The following is a 21,234-nucleotide window of genomic DNA, read 5'->3' on the forward strand; positions in this document are numbered from 1 at the left end:
CGGCAGGCGGCCGGGGTCAGGCTTCGAGTTCGCGGACCGCCGCCGCGAACGCGTCACCGCGCTGGTTGTAGTTGGTGAACATGTCCATGGAGGCACAGGCCGGGGCCAGCAGCACCGTGTCACCGGGCTGCGCGAGCCGCTTCGCTTCCGTCACCGCCTGGAGCATCGCCCCAGTGTCGGTCCGGTCGAGGTCTACGACGGGTACTTCCGGCGCGTGTCGCGCGAGGGCCTCGCGGATCAGGGCGCGATCGGCGCCGATCAGGACGGCGCCGCGAAGTCGCTTCGCCGACTTGGCGACCAGCTCGTCGAAGGTCGCCCCCTTCGCCAGACCACCCGCAATCCATACAATCGACTCATATGACGCCAACGACGCTTCAGTGGCATGCGTGTTGGTCGCCTTGGAGTCGTCCACGTACGCCACCGAGTCGATGTCGGCGATGTGCGCGATGCGGTGGGCGTCCGGCCGGAAGGACCTGAGGCCCTCGCGTACGGCCTGGGCGGGCACCCCGAAGGCGCGCGCGAGGGCCGCCGCGGCAAGGGCGTTGGCGATGTTGTGCGGGGCCGGCGGGTTGACGTCGGAGACCTCGGCCAGCTCCTGGGCGTTCTTGTGCCGGTTCTCCACGAAGGCGCGGTCGACCAGGATGCCGTCGACGACACCGAGTTGGGAGGGCGCGGGGGCGCCGAGGGTGAACCCGATGGCCCGGCAGCCCTCCTCCACGTCGGCCTCGCGGACCAGGTCCTCGGTGGCCTTGTCCTCGACGTTGTACACGCAGGCGACCCGGTTGCCCTCGTAGATACGCCCCTTGTCGCGGGCGTAGGCCTCCATGGAACCGTGCCAGTCCAGGTGGTCGGGCGCGAGGTTGAGGACCGCGGCGGAATGCGCCCGCAGGGAGGGCGCCCAGTGCAGCTGGTAGCTGGACAGCTCCACGGCGAGGACGTCGTAGCGCTCCTCGCCGAGGACCGCGTCCAGCAGGGACACGCCGATGTTGCCGACGGCGGCCGTGCGCAGGCCCGCGGCCTTCAGGATCGACGCGAGCATCTGCACGGTCGTGGTCTTGCCGTTGGTGCCCGTGACGGCCAGCCAGGGCGCCGCGTCCGGGCCCCTGAGGCGCCAGGCCAGCTCGACGTCGCCCCAGACGGGCACGCCCGCCTTCCCGGCCGCCAGGAACAGCGGCTTGTCGGGCTTCCAGCCGGGCGCGGTGACGATCAGCTCGGTGCCCTCCGGCAGGGAGGCCCCGTCACCCAGGCGCACGGTGATGCCGAGCGCCTGGAGTTCCGCGGCCTGCTCACGCGCGCGTGCGTCGTCGCCGTCGTTGACGACCGTGACGACCGCCCCGCGCGCGTGCAGCACCTTGGCCGCCGGGACGCCGGAGACACCGAGCCCGGCGACGGTGACGTGCTTGCCCTGGAAGTCGAAGAGCTCCGAGGTGGAGGTCACTTGTCCGCTGCCCATCCTGCGTAGAAGAGGCCCAGTCCGACGATCACACAGATGCCCTGGATGATCCAGAACCGGACCACGACCAGGACTTCGGACCAGCCCTTGAGTTCGAAGTGGTGCTGCAGTGGCGCCATCCGGAAGACGCGCTTCCCGGTGAGCCGGAAGGAGCCGACCTGGATGACGACCGACATGGTGATGAGGACGAACAGGCCGCCCATGATGGCCAGCAGCAGTTCCGTGCGGGAGAGGATGGCCAGGCCGGTGAGGACACCGCCGAGGGCGAGCGAACCGGTGTCGCCCATGAAGATCTTCGCCGGCGAGGTGTTCCACCACAGGAAGCCCAGGCAGGCGCCCATCAGCGCGGAGGCGATCACCGCGAGGTCGAGCGGGTCGCGCACCTCGTAGCAGGCGGCCGGGTTGGTCAGTGTCTGCGCGTTGGCGCAGGACTCCTGGAACTGCCAGACGCCGATGAACGTGTAGGCGCCGAAGACGAGCACCGAGGCGCCGGTGGCCAGGCCGTCCAGACCGTCGGTGAGGTTCACGCCGTTCGACATCGCGAGGATCATGAACAGCGCCCAGATCACGAACAGGACCGGGCCGATCTTCCAGCCGAAGTCGGTGATGAACGACAGCTTGTCGGAGGCCGGGGTGTTGCCGCGCGCGTCGGCGAACATCAGCGACAGCACCGCGAACCCGATGCCGACGATCAGCTGGCCGGCCATCTTCGCCTTGGCCCGCAGACCCAGCGAACGCCGCTTGACGATCTTGATGTAGTCGTCGAGGAAGCCGACCAGGCCCATGCCGAACATCAGGCCGAGGACCAGCAGCCCGGAGTAGGTGGGCGGGTAACCGGTGATGAGCTTGCTCAGGAAGTACGCGGCGATCGTCGCCAGGATGAAGGCGATGCCGCCCATCGTCGGCGTACCGCGCTTGCTGGCGTGCTCGCGCGGGCCGTCGTCACGGATGTACTGGCCGTAGCCCTTGCGGGCGAGGAGCTTGATCAGCAGCGGGGTGCCGATCAGCGTCAGGAAGAGGCCAATGACTCCTGAGAACAGGATCTGCTTCATCATCGGGCGGCAACCTCACCCTCGGCACCGGTCTCGACGAGCGCCTGGGCAACGCTCTCGAGCCCCACCGAACGGGACGCCTTCACGAGTACGACGTCCCCCGGGCGCAACTCGCTGCGCAACAGGTCGATCGCCGCCTGTGCGTCGGACACGTGCACCGACTCCTCACCCCACGAACCCTCGTTATATGCGCCCAGTTGCAGCCAGGAGGCCTCAATCCCCCCGACGGCGACGAGCTTGCTGACGTTGAGCCGGACGGCGAGCCGTCCGACGGCGTCGTGCTCGGCGAGCGCCTCGTCCCCCAGCTCGGCCATCTTGCCGAGCACCGCCCACGTGCGCCGCTCCCTGCCCATGGCCGCGAGCGCCCTCAGGGCGGCCCGCATGGACTCGGGGTTGGCGTTGTAGGCGTCGTTGACGATGGTCACGCCGTCCGGGCGCTCGGTGACCTCCATGCGCCAGCGGGAGAGGGAGCCCGCCTCGGAGAGCGCGGTGGCGATCTCTTCCGCGGACATGCCCAGCTCATGGGCGACGGCGGCCGCGGCGAGCGCGTTCGACACGTGGTGCTCACCGTACAGGCGCATGGTCACATCGCATGCACCGGAGGGTGTGAGAAGCCTGAAGGAGGGCTGTCCGCTGTCCGTGAGTCGTACGTTCTCGGCGCGTACGTCCGCTTCGGCCGACTCTCCGAAAAGGACCACCTTCGCCTTGGTACGCGACGCCATGGCCCTGACCAGCGGGTCGTCGGCGTTCAGGACGGCCGCGCCGTCCTCCGGGAGGCCTTCGACGATCTCGCCCTTGGCCTGCGCGATCTGCTCGCGGCCCCCGAACTCGCCGATGTGGGCGGTGCCGACGTTGAGGACGACGCCGATCCTCGGGGGCGTGAGGTCGGTGAGGTAGCGGATGTGCCCGACGCCGCGGGCGCCCATCTCCAGCACGAGGAACTTCGTCTCCTCGGTGGCGGACAGGGCGGTCAGCGGCAGCCCGATCTCGTTGTTGAACGAGCCGGGCGTGAACACCGTCGGCGCCTTGCGCTGGAGCACCTGCGCGATCAGGTCCTTGGTGCTGGTCTTGCCCGCCGAGCCGGTCAGGGCGACGAGGGTCGCGCCGAGCCGCTTGACCACGTGCCGGGCGAGGGCGCCGAGGGCGGCCTGGACGTCCTCGACGACGATGGCGGGCACGCCGACCGGGCGCGACGCCAGTACGGCGACCGCGCCCGCCTCGACGACCCGCGCCGCGAAGTCGTGGCCGTCCACGCGCTCGCCGACGAAGGCGGCGAACAGGCTGCCGGGCTCCACCTCTCGGGAGTCCCGGACGACCGGGCCCGTGACCTGCGTGGACGGATCCGGTATGTCGTGCGTCTGTCCGCCGACGACTGCTGCGATCTCGGCGAGGGAGAGGGCGATCACAAGTTCATCCCCTGGGTCTTCTGGATTTTCATCCCTGGGTTTTCTGGATGGCTTCGCGGAGCACCTGGCGGTCGTCGAAGGGACGGACCACGCCGGCGATGTCCTGGCCCTGCTCGTGGCCCTTGCCCGCGACCAGCACGGTGTCGCCGGCCTGGGCCCGGCCCACGGCGGCGGCGATCGCGGCGGCCCGGTCCTCGAAGAGGAGCACCTCGCCGCGCTCGTGCGCGGGCACGGAGGCCGCGCCCTGGAGCATGGTCGCGAGGATCGCCAGGGGGTCCTCGGAGCGGGGGTTGTCGGAGGTCAGTACGGCCGTGTCGGCGAGCCGGGCCGCGGCGGCGCCCATCGGGGCGCGCTTGGTCCGGTCGCGGTCGCCGCCGCAGCCGAGGACCACGTGCAGCCTGCCCTTGGTGACCTTGCGCAGCGCCTTGAGCACCGACTCGACCGCGTCGGTCTTGTGGGCGTAGTCCACGACCGCGAGGTAGGGCTGTCCGGCGTCCACGCGCTCCAGGCGGCCGGGGACGCCCGGTACGGCGGCGATGCCGTCGGCGGCGCTCTGCGGGTCGAGGCCGGCGGCGGCGAGGGCCACGACGGCGGCGAGGGTGTTCGCCACGTTGAAAGGACCGGCGATCGGCGACCTGGCGTGTACGCGCTCACCGTTCGGGCCGACGACGGTGAACGTCGAGTCCATGGGGCCGACCTGGACGTGCTCGGCGCGCCAGTCGGCGTCGGGGTGGCCCTCGGCGGAGAAGGTGACGACCGGAACGGTCGCCTCCTCGGCGAGCCGGCGGCCGTACTCGTCGTCGGCGTTGATCACACCGAGTCTGCTGCGTTCCGGCGTGAACAGCTGCGCCTTGGCCCGGAAGTAGTCCTCCATGTCGGAGTGGAACTCCATGTGTTCCGGGCTGAGGTTGGTGAACACGGCGATGTCGAAGACGCAGCCGTCGACCCGGCCGAGGACCAGGGCGTGGCTGGAGACCTCCATGGCGACCGCGTCGACGCCGCGTTCACGCATGACGGCGAAGAGTGCCTGCAGGTCGGTGGCCTCGGGGGTGGTGCGCTCCGACTTGATGCGTTCGTCGCCGATGCGCATCTCGACCGTGCCGACGAGACCGGTGGACTTCGCGGTCCGCAGACCGCCCTCGACCAGGTAGGCCGTGGTGGTCTTGCCGGAGGTGCCGGTGATCCCGATCTGGAGCAGGTCGCGCCCGGGATGGCCGTAGATGGTGGCCGCGAGTTCACCCATCCGCGCGCGCGGGTCGTCCACGACCAGGACCGGCAGTCCGGTCACGGCGGCGCGCTCGGCGCCCGTCGGGTCGGTGAGGACGGCGACCGCGCCGAGACCGGCGGCCTGGGTGACGAAGTCGGCACCGTGCAGTCGGGCGCCCGGGAGGGCGGCGTACAGGTCGCCGGGGCGGACGGCGCGCGAGTCGTGGGTGATCCCCGTGATCTCGGCGGCGGCGTCCGGGACGGCGGCACCCAGCTGATCGGCCAGTTCCGCGAGGGGTGTGGCGGAGACCTCGACCGGTCGCGGCGGTCCCGGATATGTCACGGAAGCGCCCTTCTGGGTGGTTTGGGACTGATCAGCGTGTGGCACGGCGGTGAGCGTACCCGGCGCACCCGCTCCGGAGCGAAGTGAGGGGCGCGGGGCGCCCTGGTTCCCGGGTTGTGGGGTGATCGTTGTCACGGGCTGGTTCCTGGTGTTTCCGAGGTGCTGATCAGGGCTTGTAGTCGACGGGCAGGTTGGCGGGCTGCGCCCCGGTCGGCGGCACCTGAAGGGTCTTCAGTGCGAACTCCATCACCTGCTTGTAGATGGGACCGCAGATCTGGCCGCCGTAGTAGCTGCCGGAGGTGGCGTTCTGGATGGCGCAGTAGACGGTGATGCGGGGGTTGTCCGCGGGCGCGAAGCCGGCGAACGACGAGGTGTATCCGTGGTACCTGCCGGTGGCCGGATCCACACGGTTGGCCGTGCCGGTCTTGCCCGCGACCCGGTAGCCGGGGATGCGGGCCTTGATGCCGGTGCCCTGCTCGTCGTCCACGACGGACTCCAGCATCTGGGCGAGGGAGGTGGCGGTCTTCCGGCTGACGACCCTGGTCTCCCTGGGCTTGGGCGCCGGGGTGAAGCGGCCGTCGGGGCCCTTGGTGCCGCGCACCAGGGTCGGCTGGATCCGGACCCCGCCGTTGGCAATGGTCGAGTACACCGAGGCGGCCTGCAGGGCGTTGAGGGAGAAGCCCTGGCCGAAAGGAATCGTGTACTGCTGCGAAGTGGACCACTTCCGGTACGGCGAGAGGATGCCGGGGGTCTCGCCGGGGAAGCCGAGTCCGGTGTAGCTGCCGATGCCGAACTTGCGCAGGTAGGAGTAGAGGACCTTGTTCGCCTCGGACTGTGTCCTGCCGAGCTGGCCGGTGGCCAGGATGGTGCCGATGTTGCTGGACTTGGCGAGGACGCCGTTGAGGGTGAGGTACCAGGTGTCGTGGTCGACGTCGTCCGAGAAGAGCCGGTCGCCGCGGTGCAGCCGGTTGGGTACGACGACATGGGTGAGCGGGGTCGCGGCGTTCTCCTCCAGCACGGCCGCCATGGACATCACCTTGGCGGTGGAGCCGGGTTCGTAGGCGTCCTGGAGGGCCGCGTTGCCCATGGCCTCCGCGTCCGCCTTCGACAGGTTGTTCGGGTCGAAGCCGGGTGCGTTGGCCATGGCCAGGATCTGGCCGGTGCGGGTGTCCTGGACGACGACGTACCCGCGGTCCGCGCCGGACTTCCTCACCTGCTCGGTGATGGCGTTCTGCGCGGCCCACTGGATGTCGCGGTCGATGGTCAGCTCGACGGCGGAGCCGGGCACGGCGGGGGTCTCGTTGGACCCGGCCGTGGGCACCTCGCGCCCGCCGGACTGGGCATAGCGGATCTTGCCGTCCTTGCCCGCCAGCTGCTTGTTCATCTCCTGCTCGATGCCGCCGCCGCCCTGGCCGTCGGAGTTGACCCAGCCCAGTATCCCGGCGGCGAGGTCGCCGTTGGGGTACACCCGCTGGCTGCTGGGATCGGCGAAGACGCCGGCCAGCACGTTGGCGGTGTTGTTGTCCGTCTCCGCCTTCTTGGCGAGCGCGGCCTTCAGGTCCTTGATCTGCTTCCAGACCTGCGGGGTCTGCCGGGTGGCGAGCCGGGTGTACCGGGAGCCGCTGTTCTCGGGCCGCAGCTTGTTCACGATGGCGGTCTGACTCTGCCCGAGGATCGGCGAGAGCAGCGCGGCGGCCTGCTCCGGCCCGTCGTCGATCTTCAGCTGCTTCCTGCTGAACATCGTGGGGTCGGCCGTGATGTCGTACGCGTCCTCGCTGATGGCGAGGGCCACGCCGTTGCGGTCGGTGATCCCGCCGCGGTCGGCCGCCAGCGTGTGCACGACATACCGGTTCTGCTCGGCCCGCGCGGCGTACGCGCTGGCGTCGACGGCCTGCACCTGGAGCAGCCGTACGACGAAGGCGAGCAGGACCAGGGTCAGGGCGAGGCTGACCATGCGCAGCCGGGGCCGCGCGCTGCCGAGCCGGAGGGGGCGCTGGGCCGGCGGCCGTGCGCCGCTCGGCCGCCGGGCCGGACGCGCCCCGGACCCGGGCTGCCGCCGCACGGCACTCCTCGGACGCGGCGGCTTGGCAGGCCCGGGCACACGGCGGCGAGGCGCTTCCCTGTCGGACACTTCCGTCACCTGCCGGGGGTCGGGGTGGGGATGGACTGGGGGGTGGCGGGCGGCAGGGGTGCGGCCGCTGCCGGGGCGGAGGGTGCGGGAACGGGCTGGGGCCGGCCCTGCGCCGGTGGGGCGGAGGCGGGTGCGGACGGGGGTGCGGAAAGGGCGGCGGCCGGGGTCAGGACCTCGGGGGCGACCGGGGCGGTGAGGACGGCGGGCCCGGGGCTCGCGACGCCCGGTACGCCCTTGACGGTGCCGTCGGGATTGAGGAAGGCGGGGTCGCCGCCGGGGACCATGCCGAGTTCGCGGGCCCGGCGCTGGAGGGCGGCGGGGTCGGAGTAGGCGTCGATGTCCCGCTGGAGGGCCTGTTCCTCGTCGGTCAGGCTCCTCGTCTGCTTCTGCAGGGCGTCGAGCTGGAACGAGCCTTCGCTGAGCGCGGAGTTCAGCACCAGCAGCCCGATGAGGCCACCGCCGAGCAGCAGGACGACGAGAAGGACGAACGGGGTGCGGGCGGCCCGGGCGCGACCGGCCGGGAAGAGCCGGGCGAGCCGCGCGGCCCGCCCCCTCAGTGCGGGTTTCCTACTCACGGCTCCCCCGGTCAGTTCGGGAATCCAACCGACCCGTCTCGCTCACTCGGCGTCCTCCCTGATGCGCTCGGCGCCGCGCAGCCTGGCCGGTGCGGCCCGGCGGTTCTCGGCGACCTCTTCCTCGGTGGGAAGTTCGGCACCCCGGGTGAGCAGCTTGAGCCGCGGCTGGTAGCGCTCGGGCACGACTGGCAGCCCCGGCGGCGCGGTGGACGCGGCGCCGGCCGCGAACACCTGCTTGACCAGCCGGTCCTCCAGCGAGTGATATGACAGCACGGCGATCCGCCCGCCGACGTCGAGGGCCTTCACCGCCGCCGGGATCGCCCGCTCCAGGACGGACAGTTCCCCGTTGACCTCGATGCGCAGGGCCTGGAAGGTGCGCTTGGCCGGGTTGCCGCCGGTGCGCTTGGCGGCCTGCGGGAGAGCGTCCCGGATCAGCTCGACCAGCCGGGCGCTGTTGCTGAACGGCTCCTTCTCCCGCTCGCGCACGATCGCGGCCACGATCCGCTTGGCCTGCTTCTCCTCGCCGTACGCGCGCAGGATGCGGACGAGGTCGCCCGCCGGATAGGTGTTGAGGACCTCGGCCGCGCTGATGCCGGTCGTCTGGTCCATCCGCATGTCCAGCGGCGCGTCCTGGGCGTAGGCGAAGCCGCGGTCGGCCTCGTCCAGCTGCATGGAGGAGACCCCGAGGTCGAACAGGACGCCCTGCACGCGCGCGATGCGGAGTTTTCGCAGTACGTCGGGCAGCTCGTCGTAGACGGCGTGCACGAGGGTGGCGCGCTCACCGAAGGGCGCCAGCCGCTCGCCGGACAGCCGCAGCGCCTCCTTGTCCCGGTCGAGGCCGATCAGCCGCGCCTCGGGGAACCGGGTCAGCAGCGCCTCGCTGTGCCCGCCGAGACCGAGGGTGCAGTCGACGACCACCGCTCCCGGCCGCTCCAGGGCGGGCGCCAGCAGGTCCAGGCACCGCTGGAGCATCACCGGGACGTGTCGACTCTGGCTCAAGGGGGCCTCTCATCTTCCGGCGGGCCGCACGCACCGCCGGGTCCCCGCCAGCTCGTGAAGGGGAGGCCTGCCGGCGCCAAGAGCGTCAGCCGGACCGGGAGCGGGAGGAGGCCGAGCCGTACGTACGCGCCGCGCACGTGGGGAGACGGCCCGGTGGGAGCCGGGGTCTCCGGGGGTTTCACCAGCAGGGAGAGCCACGTCTCCCGCTTCGCGTCACTTTAGTCCACCGTGTCTCGCGGTCAATCAACCGGCCTGCGCGTCGCCTACCGCATCGCGGCGGGAGCCGCAATTCGGCGGGGTTCACCCGGCCGGACCAGGTTTGACCCTCCTGTGGGTTGGCTCACAACAAGCCACGATGACGTTCTTTGTCCTGACTCACAGCGGGCCGGGACCACGCGTGACCAGTAACGTCATGGGTATGACGACTTCCGCAGCAGTTCCCACTGGATCCGAAGGCGCCATAACGAACGGCGGCACCGTGACCGATCGCCTGGTGGAGGCCAACCAGCGGTACGCCGCCGAGTTCGCCGACCCGGGCATGGACGCCCGTCCCGTCCTCCAGGTCGCCGTGGTGGCCTGCATGGACGCCCGACTCGATCTCCACAAGGCACTCGGCCTGCAGCTCGGCGACTGCCACACCATCCGCAACGCGGGCGGCGTCGTCACCGACGACGTGATCCGCTCCCTGACCATCAGCCAGCGCGCGCTCGGCACCCGCAGTGTCGTACTCATCCACCACACCGGCTGCGGCATGGAGGCCATCACCGAGGACTTCCGGCACGACCTGGAGATGGAGGTCGGCCAGCGACCGGCGTGGGCGGTGGAGGCGTTCCGGGACGTGGACCAGGACGTGCGCCAGTCCATGCAGCGCGTGCGCACCTCGCCGTTCCTGCTGCACACCGACGACGTGCGCGGTTTCGTGTTCGACGTGCGCACCGGCGCGCTGCGCGAGGTCGACCCGGGCTGACCGGGCCCACCGGCCGGCCGCCCCGAGGACATCCCGCCGCCCTGGCATGGAAAATGCGGTCGGAAAAGGCACAAGACCGACATCGTGCGGGCGGTTGTCCACAGGCGAGTGACACGAATCGGTAACGGCGGCAAGAATGCGGGGTGTGGCGTCACGCGGAACCTTTCCCGCGTGGTGTCCGTGTTTCGGGGTGGGCCGGTTTCGCAAAGCAGCGTCGGCCCGGAAAGTACGGGCCGAGGAGGGCCGGGGTGACGACCTATGACGATCGAGCGAGCCTCACAGATCTGACCGCCACGGTGGAGCGGGTACGCGGTTCGGTGGAGGGCGTGATCGAGGGCAAGCCCGAGGTCGTACGGCTCGCGCTGACCGTGCTGCTCGCCGAGGGCCACCTGCTGATCGAGGACGTCCCCGGGGTCGGCAAGACGATGCTGGCCAAGACGCTGGCGCGGTCCATCGACTGCTCGGTGCGGCGCATCCAGTTCACGCCGGACCTGCTGCCCTCGGACATCACCGGTGTGTCCATCTGGGACCAGCAGCGCCGGGACTTCGAGTTCAAGCCGGGTGCCATCTTCGCGCAGATCGTGATCGGCGACGAGATCAACCGCGCCTCGCCCAAGACCCAGTCGGCACTGCTGGAGTCCATGGAGGAGCGGCAGGTCACCATCGACGGGCAGACGTACGAACTGCCCAGCCCGTTCATGGTGGTGGCCACGCAGAACCCGGTCGAGATGGAGGGCACCTACCCGCTGCCCGAGGCCCAGCGCGACCGCTTCATGGCCCGTGTCTCGGTCGGTTATCCCAGCGTGGAGGCCGAGTTGCAGATGCTCGACGTCCACGGCGGGGTGAGCCCGCTGGAGGACCTGCAGCCGGTGGCGCACGCCCACGAGATCGTGAAGCTGATCGAGGCGGTGCGCGCCGTGCACGTCTCCGAGCCGGTCCGGCGGTACGCGGTGGAGCTGGTCGCCGCCACCCGCAGCCACCCCGACCTCAGACTCGGCGCCTCCCCGCGCGCGACGCTGCATCTGCTGCGCGCGGCGAAGGCGTCCGCGGCCCTCGACGGCCGGGAGTACGCGCTGCCGGACGACGTCCAGGCGCTCGCCGTCGCCGTCCTCGCGCACCGCCTGCTGCCCACCGCGCAGGCCCAGCTGAACCGCCGTACGGCCGAGCAGGTCGTGCAGGAGATCCTCCGGCGCACCGCGGTGCCCGCGGCGCCGGGACAGCAGGCACCGGGCTTCGGCGGCCTCGGGCGGGCCGTCCCGGCGTATCCCCAGCAGCCCCCGCGGAGTCTGTGATGAGCTCCGGGGGGACCGGGCAGGCGGAGGCCGACCGCGGGGAGACGGGCGGCGTCCGTACGGCCCTGGCGGGTCTGACGACCCGTGGCCGTTCCTTCCTGGCGGCCGGGATCGCGGCCGCGATCTGCGCGTACGTCCTGGGCCAGAGCGATCTGCTGCGGGTCGGCCTGCTGCTGGCCGCGCTGCCGCTGATCTGCGCGACGGTGGTGTACCGCACGCGCTACCGGGTGGCCGGCACCCGCCGGCTCGCCCCCGCGCGCGTACCGGCGGGCAGCGAGGCCCGGGTGCATCTGCGCATGGACAACGTCTCCCGGATGCCCACCGGCCTGCTGATGCTCCAGGACCGGGTGCCGTACGTCCTGGGGCCGCGCCCCCGGTTCGTGCTGGACCGGGTGGAGCCGGGCGGCCGCCGCGAGGTGTCCTACCGGGTCCGCTCCGACCTGCGCGGCCGCTATCCGCTGGGCCCGCTCCAGCTGCGGCTGACGGACCCCTTCGGGATGTGCGAACTGACCCGCTCCTTCTCGACGTTCGACACCCTCACGGTCATCCCGCGCGTGGATCCGCTCGCACCGGTCCGCTTCAGCGGAGAGGCCCAGGGGTACGGCGACGGTCGGCAGCGCTCGCTGGCCCTGGCCGGCGAGGACGACGTGATCCCGCGCGGCTACCGCTACGGCGACGATCTGCGCCGGGTGCACTGGCGGTCCACCGCGCGCTACGGCGAGCTGATGGTGCGCCGCGAGGAACAGCCCCGGCGCGCCCGCTGCACCGTGCTGCTGGACACCCGGGGCGGCGCCTACGAGGGCGCGGGCCCCGACTCGGCCTTCGAGTGGGCCGTCTCCGGTGCCGCCTCGGTGCTGGTCCACATGCTCGAACGCGGGTTCTCCGTACGGCTGCTGACCGACAGCGGCAGCGTGGTGCCCGGCGAGGGGGCCGACGGGTTCGCGGGCACCGGCCAGGAGACCGCGGAGGCGGCCGGGCTGATGATGGACACCCTCGCGGTGATCGACCACTCCGACGGCACGGGCCTGTCGCGGGCCTACGACGTGCTGCGCGGCGGCAACGAGGGGCTGCTGGTCGCCTTCCTGGGCGATCTGGACGAGGAGCAGGCCGCGACGGTCGCCAAGATGAGCCGGCGCAGCGGAGGTGCCGTCGCCTTCGTCCTGGACCCGGACACCTGGGTGCGGGAGGCGACCGGGGTACCGCGGCCGGACGACCGGCACGCCGAGCGGCTGCGCATGCTGCGCGAGGCGGGCTGGACGGCACTGAGCGTGCCGCGCGGCGCCGCACCGAACGCACTGTGGCAGCAGGCGGACCGGGAGCGTTCCGGCCTGGCCTCCGTGAGCGGGGAGGCGAGGGCATGAGCGGGCGGGCACGACTGGCGCTGTGCGCGGCAGCGGCCACGCTGATGGCCTCCTGCGCGCTGCTGCCCCTGGTGGCCGCGCCGACCTGGCTGCTGCAGCTGGTGCCGCTGGTGGCCGTGCAGACCGGGGTGGGTGCGGCGGCCCGCCGGGTACCGCTGGGCCGGCCGCTGACCGTGGCGGCGCAGGCGCTGGCGACGCTGGTGCTGCTGACCCTGGTCTTCGCACGGCAGCACGCGGTCATCGGGCTGATCCCCGGCCCGGACGCCTTCCGGCACTTCGCCGACCTGCTCCAGCAGGGTTCCAACGACGTCAGCGAGTACGCGATACCCGCGCCGCTCACCGATGGCATCAAGCTGATGCTGATCGGTGGTGCCCTGGTGATCGGTCTGCTGGTGGACACGCTCGCGGTCACCTTCCGCAGCGCGGCCCCGGCCGGGCTGCCCCTGCTGGCGCTGTACTCGGTGGCCGCCGGGCTGTCCCACGGCGGGGCCGACTGGCTGTGGTTCCTGGTGGCGGCGGCCGGCTATCTGATGCTGCTGCTCGCCGAGGGCCGGGACCGGCTGGCCCAGTGGGGCCGCGTCTTCGGCGGCACTCCCCCTTCCCCCGGTTCCCCCGAGGGCGGCGCCGTGGCACCGGTGCGCACCGGACGCCGGATCGGCGCGGTCGCGCTGGGTGCGGCCCTGGTGGTCCCGCTGGCCCTGCCCGCGATGCAGAGCGGCCTGCTGGACGCCGCCGGCGCGGGCGTGGGGGTGGGCAGCGGCCGGGGAACCGGGGTCGGCGCGGTCAACCTGCTCGTGGCACTGCGCGACAACCTGAACACGGACAACGACCGCCAGGTGCTGTCCCTGAGGACCAGCAGCAACGACACCTCGGACCTGTATCTGCGGATCGCCTCCCTGGACGACTTCGACGGCACCACCTGGAAACCGGCCCAGCGGCGCATCGTCGGGGTACCGGACCGGTTCCCCACCCCCATCGGCCTCGGCTCGGACGTCAAGCGCAGCACGGTGACGACCACGGTCACGGCGGCGGACTGGTACGCCCAGGACTGGCTGCCGATGCCGTACCCACCGAGCGGGGTGAAGATCGGCGGACGCTGGCGCTACGAGCCGATCGGCATGACCGTCGTCGGTGACCACGGCCAGACCACGCGCGGGACGGCCTACCAGGTGACCAGCCTGGACGTGCGGCCGACCGCGGAGCAGCTGTCCTCCGCGCCGGAGCCGCCCGCGGCCCTCAAGCGCGAGTACACCCAGGTGCCGTCCGCGCTGCCGAAGGTGGTCGCCACGACCGCCAAGGACATCACGGAGGGCGCGCGGAGCCACTACGAGGAAGCGGTCAAGCTCCAGGACTACTTCGCCGTCAACGGCGGCTTCCAGTACGACACCCAGGTGGAGGTCGGCCGCGGCCCGGGCGCCATCGCGAACTTCCTGAAGAAGAAGGAGGGCTTCTGCGTCCACTTCTCCTTCGCCATGGCGGCGATGGCCCGCACCCTCGGCATCCCGGCCCGGGTCGCGGTGGGCTTCGCCCCGGGCACCCCGCAGGCGGACGGCACGGTCGCGGTGAGCCAGAAGGACGCGCACGCCTGGCCCGAGCTGTACTTCGAGGGCGTCGGCTGGACCCGCTTCGAGCCGACCCCGACCCGCGGTACGACGCCGTCGTACACCCAGTCGGACACGCCCGGCACCTCGCTGCCGGACCAGGACCTGCCCTCGCACCACTCGTCCACGGCCCCCTCGGCGGCGCCCTCGGCGAGCGAGAGCTGCACGCCCCAGCTGGTCAAGGTGCAGGGCTGCGACACCGCGTCCGCCGCGGCGGCCCCCACCAGCGGCGGCGGGGGCCCGCGCCCGGGGTGGTATCTGCTGATCGGCCTGGCCGCGCTGGTGGTGCTGGCGGTGCCGCTGTCGCCGCTGCTGTGGCGGCTGCGGGTGCGGTCGGTGCGGCTGGGCGGGCACGCCCGGACCGAGCAGGGCGCGGCGGCGCACACCCTGGCCGCCTGGCAGGAGCTGACGGACAGCGCCTGGGATCACGGCATCCCGCCGGACGAGTCGCTGACCCCGCGCAGGGCGGCCGCCCGGATCGTCCGGCTCGGGCAGCTGGACCCGGCGGCCGGGGCCGCGGTGCAGCGGGTCGCGGACGCGGTGGAGCAGGTGCTGTACGCGCCTCGGCCGCGCCCGGCGGCAGGCGCGGTCGAGGACGTGCGCCGGGTGATCGAGGGGCTGCGCGGCACGGTGGGCACCGGCACCCGGCTGCGGGCCCTGTTCGTGCCCCGGTCGTCGGCGCGGGTGCTGTGGGCGGTGGCGGCCCGCTGGTCGGCGCTCCGGGCGCGGGCGGCCGTGGCCAGGCCCGGCCTGCGCCGGCCCTCGCGACAGCAGGGCTGAGACGACGTTGAGGGGCGACCACCATCGGTGGTCGCCCCTCAACGTCGTCTGTCGGCGGTGTCTGCCGGCGGCCTCAAGAGCGGCCGGACGGCTACCGGCCCTGTTCGTCCCGGCGGCGCTGCCAGCGCTCCTCGATCCGGTCCATCATGGAGCGCTTCGGCCGCGGCTGGCGGCGGACGGCGCCCGCGGGCTGCTCGCCCGGCTTCGGGGTTTTGCGCCAGCCCGTGACGGCGAGTACGGCACAGCCCAGCATGACGAGGAAACCCACCACGCTGACCCAGATCAGCTGCGCGACCATTCCGGCCATGAGGAGCGCGATACCCACGAGGAAGCCTGCGACCGCCTGGTAGACCCGCCGCCGGGTGTACGTACGCAGCCCGCTTCCCTCAAGCGCCGACGCGAACTTGGGATCTTCGGCGTACAGCGCTCGCTCCATCTGCTCGAGCATGCGCTGCTCGTGCTCCGAGAGCGGCACGGAGTCCTCCTCATCGTGCAGTCGCCGGGGCGACCCGGGGGGTCCCTTCAGGATAGGCAGGGAATCGCCCCCGTGAAACCCGCCCCTCTACGCCAACTGGCCAACCGGAACCGTCATGACGGTCCGGGCTCGCTGAGGCTTCCATTCCCCGGCGGCCGACCCGTCATGCCGGGTGGTGTACCTCGATCATACGGCGCAAACCCCACGATCGGGCGTCTTGTGGCGTACTCCATCCGCTGCCGAGGCCCTGATCAGCGGCGGGTCACGGCAGGGGCTCAGGCCCCTGCGGCACCCCGTGTCTCGCCGAGCACGTGCAGCTGGGTGGCGACGGAGTGGAACGCGGACAGCTCGGCCGCGGCGGCCTCCAGCTTCAGGAGCGCGTCGAGGGCACCGGGCTCGGTGTCCACGAGGACGCCGGGGACGAGGTCGGCGAAGACCCGCACGCCGTGCACGGCGCCGACCTCCAGGCCCGCGCCCTCGACCAGCGCGGTGAGCTGCTCGGCGGTGAACCGGCGGGGCATCGGGTCACCGGTGCCCCAGCGGCCGTCGGGGTCCGTCAGCGCCTGCCGGGCCTCCGTGAAGTGGCCGGCGAGGGCGCGGGCGAGTACGGCGCCGCCGAGGCCCGCGGCGAGCAGGCTGAGGACGCCCTCGGGGCGCAGCGCGGCGACCGCGTTGCGCACGCCCTCGGCCGGGTCGTCGACGTACTCCAGGACGCCATGGCACAGCACGGCGTCGTAACCACCGCGTTCGACCACGTCGAACAGCCCGTGCGCATCGCCCTGGACGCCCCGGACCCGGTCGGCGACGCCGGCCTCGGCGGCCCGGCGCTCCAGCGCGAACAGCGCGTTCGGGCTGGGGTCGACCACGGTCACGCGGTGGCCGAGCCGGGCGACGGGTACGGCGAAGTTGCCGCTGCCGCCGCCGGTGTCCAGGACGTCCAGCGACTCCCGTCCCGTTGCCTTGACCCGGCGGTCGAGGGCGTCCTGGAGGACCTCCCAGACCACGGCGGTACGCAGGGAGGCGCGGGATCGAGGGGTGCCGGAGCGCAGCGACGTCCCCTGGGGGTGGTGGTGGGAGACGGGCGGGCGCATCGGGTCCGACACGGCAGTTGACTCCTCGGCAGGGATGGAAGGCTTCGGGTGACTCCACCCTATTGCCTCCGGTGCCCCGCCCGGCCACCTCCCGGCCGGTGGTCAGCCCGCGTCCGGGAGGTCGCCGCGCGCTCTCGGGCCGGCCGCTTCCCCGGCTTCCTCGGTCTGCCGGCGGGGCTGTGGCAGAACCGGCTGGAGGACGAGCATCCGCTCGACGATGCGCAGGAACATCCCCACGTCCCGGATCAGGTCGTCGGCGTCCCGCCGGCTCGCCGCTCCCTGGATGCCGGCCTCGGCACGGGCGCGACGGGCGGCGCCGGAGGCGAACAGCGCGCTCCACTCGGTCAGTTCGGGGGCTATCTCGGGGAGCACTTCCCAGGCGCTGCGGATCCGGGCGCGGCGGCGCGGGGAGGTCTCGGGGCGGCCCCGGGCGGCGAGCATGGCGGCGGCGGTGCGCAGGGCGGCGAGGTGGGCCGTCGCATACCGCTCGTTCGGTGCTTCCAGGGCGGTGGCCTCCTCCAGTCCGGCGCGGGCCTGGGCGAGCAGGTCGAGGGCGGCGGGCGGGGCCGTGGCCCGGCGGAGCACGGGGTGCACGTCGCTCGCCGGGCCGGTCAGTGAGGGGGCAGGGCCGGTGGCGCGGCGCCGGCGGGCGGCGGCTGCGGACGGGTTGGCCATGACGAACCTCCTGTCGTCTGGGTGACGGCACGCATGCCGTATGTGCCCATCGTGAGGTATGGCACTGACAATCCGTTCTGACCTGCGCCTTTGCCTCGATCGTAGGTTCGGGCGTATTTTTGCACTGACCAGTCAGTTCAAAAATGGCAGGGGGGCTTGTGGACGGCGTGGACGTCAGGGCCGAGGGCCTCGGGCTCAAGGGGCCACGGGGGTGGGCCTTCCGAGGCGTCACCCTCGACGCGGAACCCGGCTCACTCATCGCGATCGAGGGACCGTCCGGCTCCGGCCGCACCTCTCTGCTGCTCGCGCTCACAGGACGGATGAAGCCCACGGAGGGAGTGGCCACCGTCGGCGGATTCAAACTCCCCCGGCACATGGCCGGGCTGCGCCGCGTCAGCGCGGTGGCCAACGTGGCCGGGGTGACGGATCTGGAGCCGGCCCTGACCGTCGGCGAGCACCTGCGCGAACGGGCCCTGCTGCAGAGCCGCTTCGGCGACTCGTTGCGCGACCTGCTGCACCCCCGCGCCCAGCGTGCGCACGAGGCACGGCTGCGCGTCGACGCCGCCCTGGCCGCCGCCGGACTCGACCTCGACACCCTGCCCAAGGGCTCCCGGACGGCCGTCCGGGACCTGGAACGGCCGCAGGAACTGCGCCTGTCCATCGCCCTGGCCCTGCTCGGCCGGCCCGGGCTCCTCGGCGTCGACGACATCGACATGAAGCTCTCGGACACCGAGCGCGCCGAGTTGTGGGACGTTCTGCGGTCCCTCACGCGCGCGGGGACGACGGTGGCCGTCGTCTGCCGCGCCGCTCCCGGAGACTGCGTGATCGCCTCCACCGAGGAGAACGCCCAGGGGAACGCCGACGAGACCGGCGAGAAGAGCGACCCGAAGGAGGACGTCGATGCGCTCGCCTAGGCTGGCCGCCCTCGAACTGAGGCGCTTCGGGCGCGGGAGGCTGCCGCGTGCCGCCCTCGTCGCACTGCTCGTGCTGCCCCTGCTCTACGGCGCCCTGTACCTGTGGTCCTTCTGGGACCCGTACGGCCGTCTGGACCGCATCCCGGTGGCCCTGGTGAACGACGACAAGGGCGCCACGGCGGGCGGGAAGAAGATCACCGCCGGTGACGACATCGTCGACGGGCTGCGCGACAGCCGGACCTTCGCGTGGCACCAGGTGAGCGACGAGGAGGCCCGCAGGGGCGTCGAGGACGGCACGTACTACCTGTCGCTGACCCTGCCGGCCGACCTCAGCCGGCGGATCGCCTCCAGTTCCGGCGACTCCCCCCAGACCGGCGCCCTCCAGGTGCGCACCAACGACGCGAACAACTACATCGTCGGCCAGATCTCACGCAGCGTCTTCCACGAGGTCCGCTCGGCCGCCTCCACCAAGACCTCGCGCACCTTCCTGGACAAGATCTTCGTCTCCTTCTCCGACATCCACGACAAGACCGTCACGGCCGCCGAGGGCGCCGACAAGCTGAACACCGGCATCGGGAAGGCGGAGAAGGGCTCCAGGGACCTCGCCGACGGGCTGAAGGACGCCAAGGCCGGCAGCGGCAAGCTGGCCACGGGCCTGACGAAGCTGAACACGGGCGCCGGCGACCTCCAGAACGGTTCCCGGCAGGTCGCCGACGGCACGAAGGCGCTCGCCGACAAGGTCAACGGCGTCTACGCCAAGGCCGGCCCGTTCCTGAAGGACAACGAGAAGACCATCGGGGACACCGCGCGGCTGGTCTCCGACTCGGCCAAGACCGTCAAGGGCAATCTCGACGTCCTGGTCAAGCACGCCCCGGGCGCCGCGCGGCTCGCCCACGCGCAGGCCGACCTCCTGGAGGAGATCTACAAGACGCACTGCGAGAACGCGACCCTCCCCGACCCGATCTGCCCGGACCTGAAGCGGGCCAAGACGGCAGCCGCCGGGGTGGCCACCGTCGCCGACGACCTCAACACGCTCGTCGCCGACCAGGACGGCGACCTCAAGACGATGCGGGACAACCTCGGCACCCTGCAGAAGCAGGCGACGGCACTCGAGGAGCGCGCACCGCACCTGTACGAGGACGTCGACGACGCCGTCGCGAAGATCAACGAGCTGAACAACGGTGCACAGAAGGTCGCCGCCGGCGCCAAGAAGCTGCACACCGGCCTCGGTACCGCCCAGACCGGCGCGACCACGCTGGACCAGGGCATCGGCACGGCCTCCTCGGGTGCCCAGACCCTCAACGGCGGCCTGTACAAGCTGTCCGACGGCTCGGACAAGCTCGCCGGCGGACTGCACGACGGCGCCGGGAAGATCCCGGACTACGACAAGAAGGACCGCGACCGGCGCACGGGCGTGATGGCCGACCCGGTCCAGCTGGCCTCCCACGACCTGCACAAGGCACCGAACTACGGCACCGGCTTCGCCCCGTACTTCATCCCGCTGTCGCTGTGGGTGGGCGCGATGGTCGCCTACATGCTGATCCCGCCGCTCAACCGGCGTGCCCTGGCAGCCGGTTCGCCGGCCTGGCGGATCGCGCTCGCGGGCTGGCTGCCGGTGGTCGCGGTGGGCGTGCTCCAGGTGGTGGCCCTGATGGCCGTACTGCACTGGGCGATCGGTCTGCAGATGCTGCGCGCGGCCGGCACGATCGGCTTCCTGTGCCTGGTCACGGCGTGCTTCTCGGCGATCGTGCAGTGGCTGAACGCCCGCTTCGGCGCGGCCGGCCGGATCCTGGTGCTCGCGCTGCTGATGCTCCAGCTGACCTCGGCGGGCGGCACGTACCCGGTGCAGACCAGCCCGCGCTTCTTCAACGCGATCCACCCGTTCCTGCCCATGAGCTACATCGTGGCGGCGCTGCGCCGGCTGATCACGGGCGGCGGGCTCGGCCCGGTGTGGCAGGCGTGCGCCGTGCTCGCCGCGTTCACCGCGGGCGCGCTCGCGCTGACCGCCCTCGCGGCCCGGAGGCGCCAGGTGTGGACGCTGGACCGGCTCCACCCGGAGCTGAGCCTGTGATCGGCAAGCGGTCACCGCACGCGCGCGTACCTGTGAGAATCAGGGCCATGGAAAGCAGCAGCGCCAGGTCCGGCGGCAGCACGCGCCGCGAGGCCACCCGGCAGAAGCTCTACGAGGCGGCCGTCACGCTCATCGCCGAGCAGGGCTTCTCCGCCACCACGGTGGACGAGATCGCAGAGCGGGCCGGGGTCGCGAAAGGGACGGTCTACTACAACTTCGCGAGCAAGTCGGTCCTCTTCGAGGAGCTGCTGCGGCACGGCGTGGGCCTGCTCACCGCCTCGCTGAAGGAGGCGGCGGAGGAGACCGCGCGCTCGGGCGGCAGCAGGGTGGACGCGCTGGACGCGATGGTCCGCGCGGGCCTCGTCTTCATCGACCGCTACCCGGCCTTCACCCAGCTGTACGTGGCCGAGCTGTGGCGCACCAACCGGGCCTGGCAGTCCACGCTGATGGTGGTCCGTCAGGAGGCCGTCGCGGTCGTCGAGGGGGTGCTGCGCGAGGGCGTGGCGGCGGGCGAGTTCAGCGACGAGATCGACGTCCAGCTGACGGCGGCCGCGCTGGTCGGCATGGTCCTGGTGGCCGCGCTGGACTGGAAGTCGTTCCAGCCGGAGCGCTCGCTCGACGACGTCCACGCGGCCCTGTCCCGGCTGCTCCAGGGGCGCGTGAGCGGCAAGGGCTGAGCATACGCGTAAGGCGCCGGTCCGCTTGCCGGACCGGCGCCTTCGCACTCCCCGTACTCCCCCGTACGGTCTTCCCCCAGTGGTCCCCCGGGTGGTCGTCCCCGGGTCCCCCGACTCGCTTCCGCCGACGGATCGGCGGAAGGAGCGGCCAGGTGGCAGGGCACC

The 21,234-nt window shown here is 72.1% G+C and carries 17 protein-coding genes; 7 read left to right on the top strand and 10 right to left on the bottom strand.

Going from position 1 to position 21,234, the window contains the following annotated elements:
• Positions 1–16: 16 nt before the first annotated feature.
• The 7 genes from murD to rsmH all read right to left on the bottom strand — a co-directional run bounded on the left by murD (position 17) and on the right by rsmH (position 9,165).
• Positions 17–1,453, bottom strand: a complete 1,437-nt coding sequence (gene murD, locus ACWC94_RS13170; RefSeq protein ID WP_450796610.1) for a UDP-N-acetylmuramoyl-L-alanine--D-glutamate ligase — start codon at positions 1,451–1,453, stop codon at positions 17–19.
• The gene (gene mraY / locus ACWC94_RS13175) at positions 1,435–2,508 is read right to left on the bottom strand and encodes a phospho-N-acetylmuramoyl-pentapeptide-transferase (protein ID WP_450796611.1); all 1,074 of its coding nucleotides are present in this window, start codon (positions 2,506–2,508) and stop codon (positions 1,435–1,437) included. Before mraY ends, murD begins: the two co-directional genes overlap by 19 nt.
• Complete coding sequence (locus tag ACWC94_RS13180; RefSeq protein WP_450796612.1) at positions 2,505–3,911, bottom strand: UDP-N-acetylmuramoyl-tripeptide--D-alanyl-D-alanine ligase; 1,407 nt, start codon at positions 3,909–3,911, stop codon at positions 2,505–2,507. Before ACWC94_RS13180 ends, mraY begins: the two co-directional genes overlap by 4 nt.
• Positions 3,912–3,939: 28 nt before the next feature.
• A complete protein-coding gene (locus ACWC94_RS13185) occupies positions 3,940–5,460 on the bottom strand; it encodes a UDP-N-acetylmuramoyl-L-alanyl-D-glutamate--2,6-diaminopimelate ligase (RefSeq protein WP_450796613.1) in 1,521 nt (506 codons plus the stop codon).
• A 166-nt stretch (positions 5,461–5,626) separates the two neighbouring features.
• Complete coding sequence (locus ACWC94_RS13190; RefSeq protein WP_450796614.1) at positions 5,627–7,591, bottom strand: peptidoglycan D,D-transpeptidase FtsI family protein; 1,965 nt, start codon at positions 7,589–7,591, stop codon at positions 5,627–5,629.
• A 5-nt stretch (positions 7,592–7,596) separates the two neighbouring features.
• Positions 7,597–8,166 (bottom strand): septum formation initiator family protein, encoded by a 570-nt coding sequence (locus tag ACWC94_RS13195; protein ID WP_450796615.1) that lies wholly within the window; start codon positions 8,164–8,166, stop codon positions 7,597–7,599.
• A 42-nt stretch (positions 8,167–8,208) separates the two neighbouring features.
• Entirely contained in the window at positions 8,209–9,165 is a 957-nt protein-coding gene (rsmH, locus tag ACWC94_RS13200) for a 16S rRNA (cytosine(1402)-N(4))-methyltransferase RsmH (protein ID WP_450796616.1), read from the bottom strand.
• A 355-nt stretch (positions 9,166–9,520) separates the two neighbouring features.
• Here rsmH and ACWC94_RS13205 point away from each other — a divergent pair, with 355 nt between their 5' ends.
• From ACWC94_RS13205 to ACWC94_RS13220, 4 genes are all read left to right on the top strand, one after another.
• Entirely contained in the window at positions 9,521–10,132 is a 612-nt protein-coding gene (locus ACWC94_RS13205; protein ID WP_450796617.1) for a beta-class carbonic anhydrase, read from the top strand.
• A 248-nt stretch (positions 10,133–10,380) separates the two neighbouring features.
• Positions 10,381–11,424 carry an AAA family ATPase gene (locus ACWC94_RS13210; RefSeq protein ID WP_450796618.1) on the top strand — a complete coding sequence of 348 codons (1,044 nt, stop codon included), beginning with the start codon at positions 10,381–10,383 and terminating at the stop codon, positions 11,422–11,424.
• A complete protein-coding gene (locus tag ACWC94_RS13215; RefSeq protein WP_450796619.1) occupies positions 11,424–12,785 on the top strand; it encodes a DUF58 domain-containing protein in 1,362 nt (453 codons plus the stop codon). Before ACWC94_RS13210 ends, ACWC94_RS13215 begins: the two co-directional genes overlap by 1 nt.
• Positions 12,782–15,166, top strand: coding sequence for a transglutaminase TgpA family protein (locus tag ACWC94_RS13220; RefSeq protein WP_450796620.1), 2,385 nt, complete (start codon positions 12,782–12,784; stop codon positions 15,164–15,166). Before ACWC94_RS13215 ends, ACWC94_RS13220 begins: the two co-directional genes overlap by 4 nt.
• A gap of 91 nt (positions 15,167–15,257) precedes the next feature.
• Here ACWC94_RS13220 and ACWC94_RS13225 read toward each other — a convergent pair whose 3' ends face one another.
• The 3 genes from ACWC94_RS13225 to ACWC94_RS13235 all read right to left on the bottom strand — a co-directional run bounded on the left by ACWC94_RS13225 (position 15,258) and on the right by ACWC94_RS13235 (position 17,407).
• Positions 15,258–15,641, bottom strand: a complete 384-nt coding sequence (locus ACWC94_RS13225) for a DUF3040 domain-containing protein (protein WP_450796621.1) — start codon at positions 15,639–15,641, stop codon at positions 15,258–15,260.
• 275 nt (positions 15,642–15,916) lie between these two features.
• On the bottom strand, positions 15,917–16,744 hold the full coding sequence (locus ACWC94_RS13230; protein ID WP_450796622.1) for a methyltransferase: 828 nt from the start codon (positions 16,742–16,744) through the stop codon (positions 15,917–15,919).
• 90 nt (positions 16,745–16,834) lie between these two features.
• Positions 16,835–17,407, bottom strand: a complete 573-nt coding sequence (locus tag ACWC94_RS13235; RefSeq protein WP_450796623.1) for an SAV_6107 family HEPN domain-containing protein — start codon at positions 17,405–17,407, stop codon at positions 16,835–16,837.
• Positions 17,408–17,550: 143 nt separating this feature from the next.
• Here ACWC94_RS13235 and ACWC94_RS13240 point away from each other — a divergent pair, with 143 nt between their 5' ends.
• The 3 genes from ACWC94_RS13240 to ACWC94_RS13250 are packed head-to-tail and all read left to right on the top strand — an operon-like array spanning position 17,551 to position 21,069.
• A complete protein-coding gene (locus ACWC94_RS13240; RefSeq protein ID WP_450796624.1) occupies positions 17,551–18,321 on the top strand; it encodes an ATP-binding cassette domain-containing protein in 771 nt (256 codons plus the stop codon).
• Positions 18,308–20,392, top strand: coding sequence for a YhgE/Pip family protein (locus ACWC94_RS13245; protein WP_450796625.1), 2,085 nt, complete (start codon positions 18,308–18,310; stop codon positions 20,390–20,392). The genes ACWC94_RS13240 and ACWC94_RS13245 overlap by 14 nt, the downstream gene beginning before the upstream one ends.
• A gap of 47 nt (positions 20,393–20,439) precedes the next feature.
• Positions 20,440–21,069 (top strand): TetR/AcrR family transcriptional regulator, encoded by a 630-nt coding sequence (locus ACWC94_RS13250; RefSeq protein ID WP_450796626.1) that lies wholly within the window; start codon positions 20,440–20,442, stop codon positions 21,067–21,069.
• Positions 21,070–21,234: the final 165 nt, after the last annotated feature.

The sequence above is a fragment of the Streptomyces sp. NPDC001135 genome, from assembly GCF_053598395.1.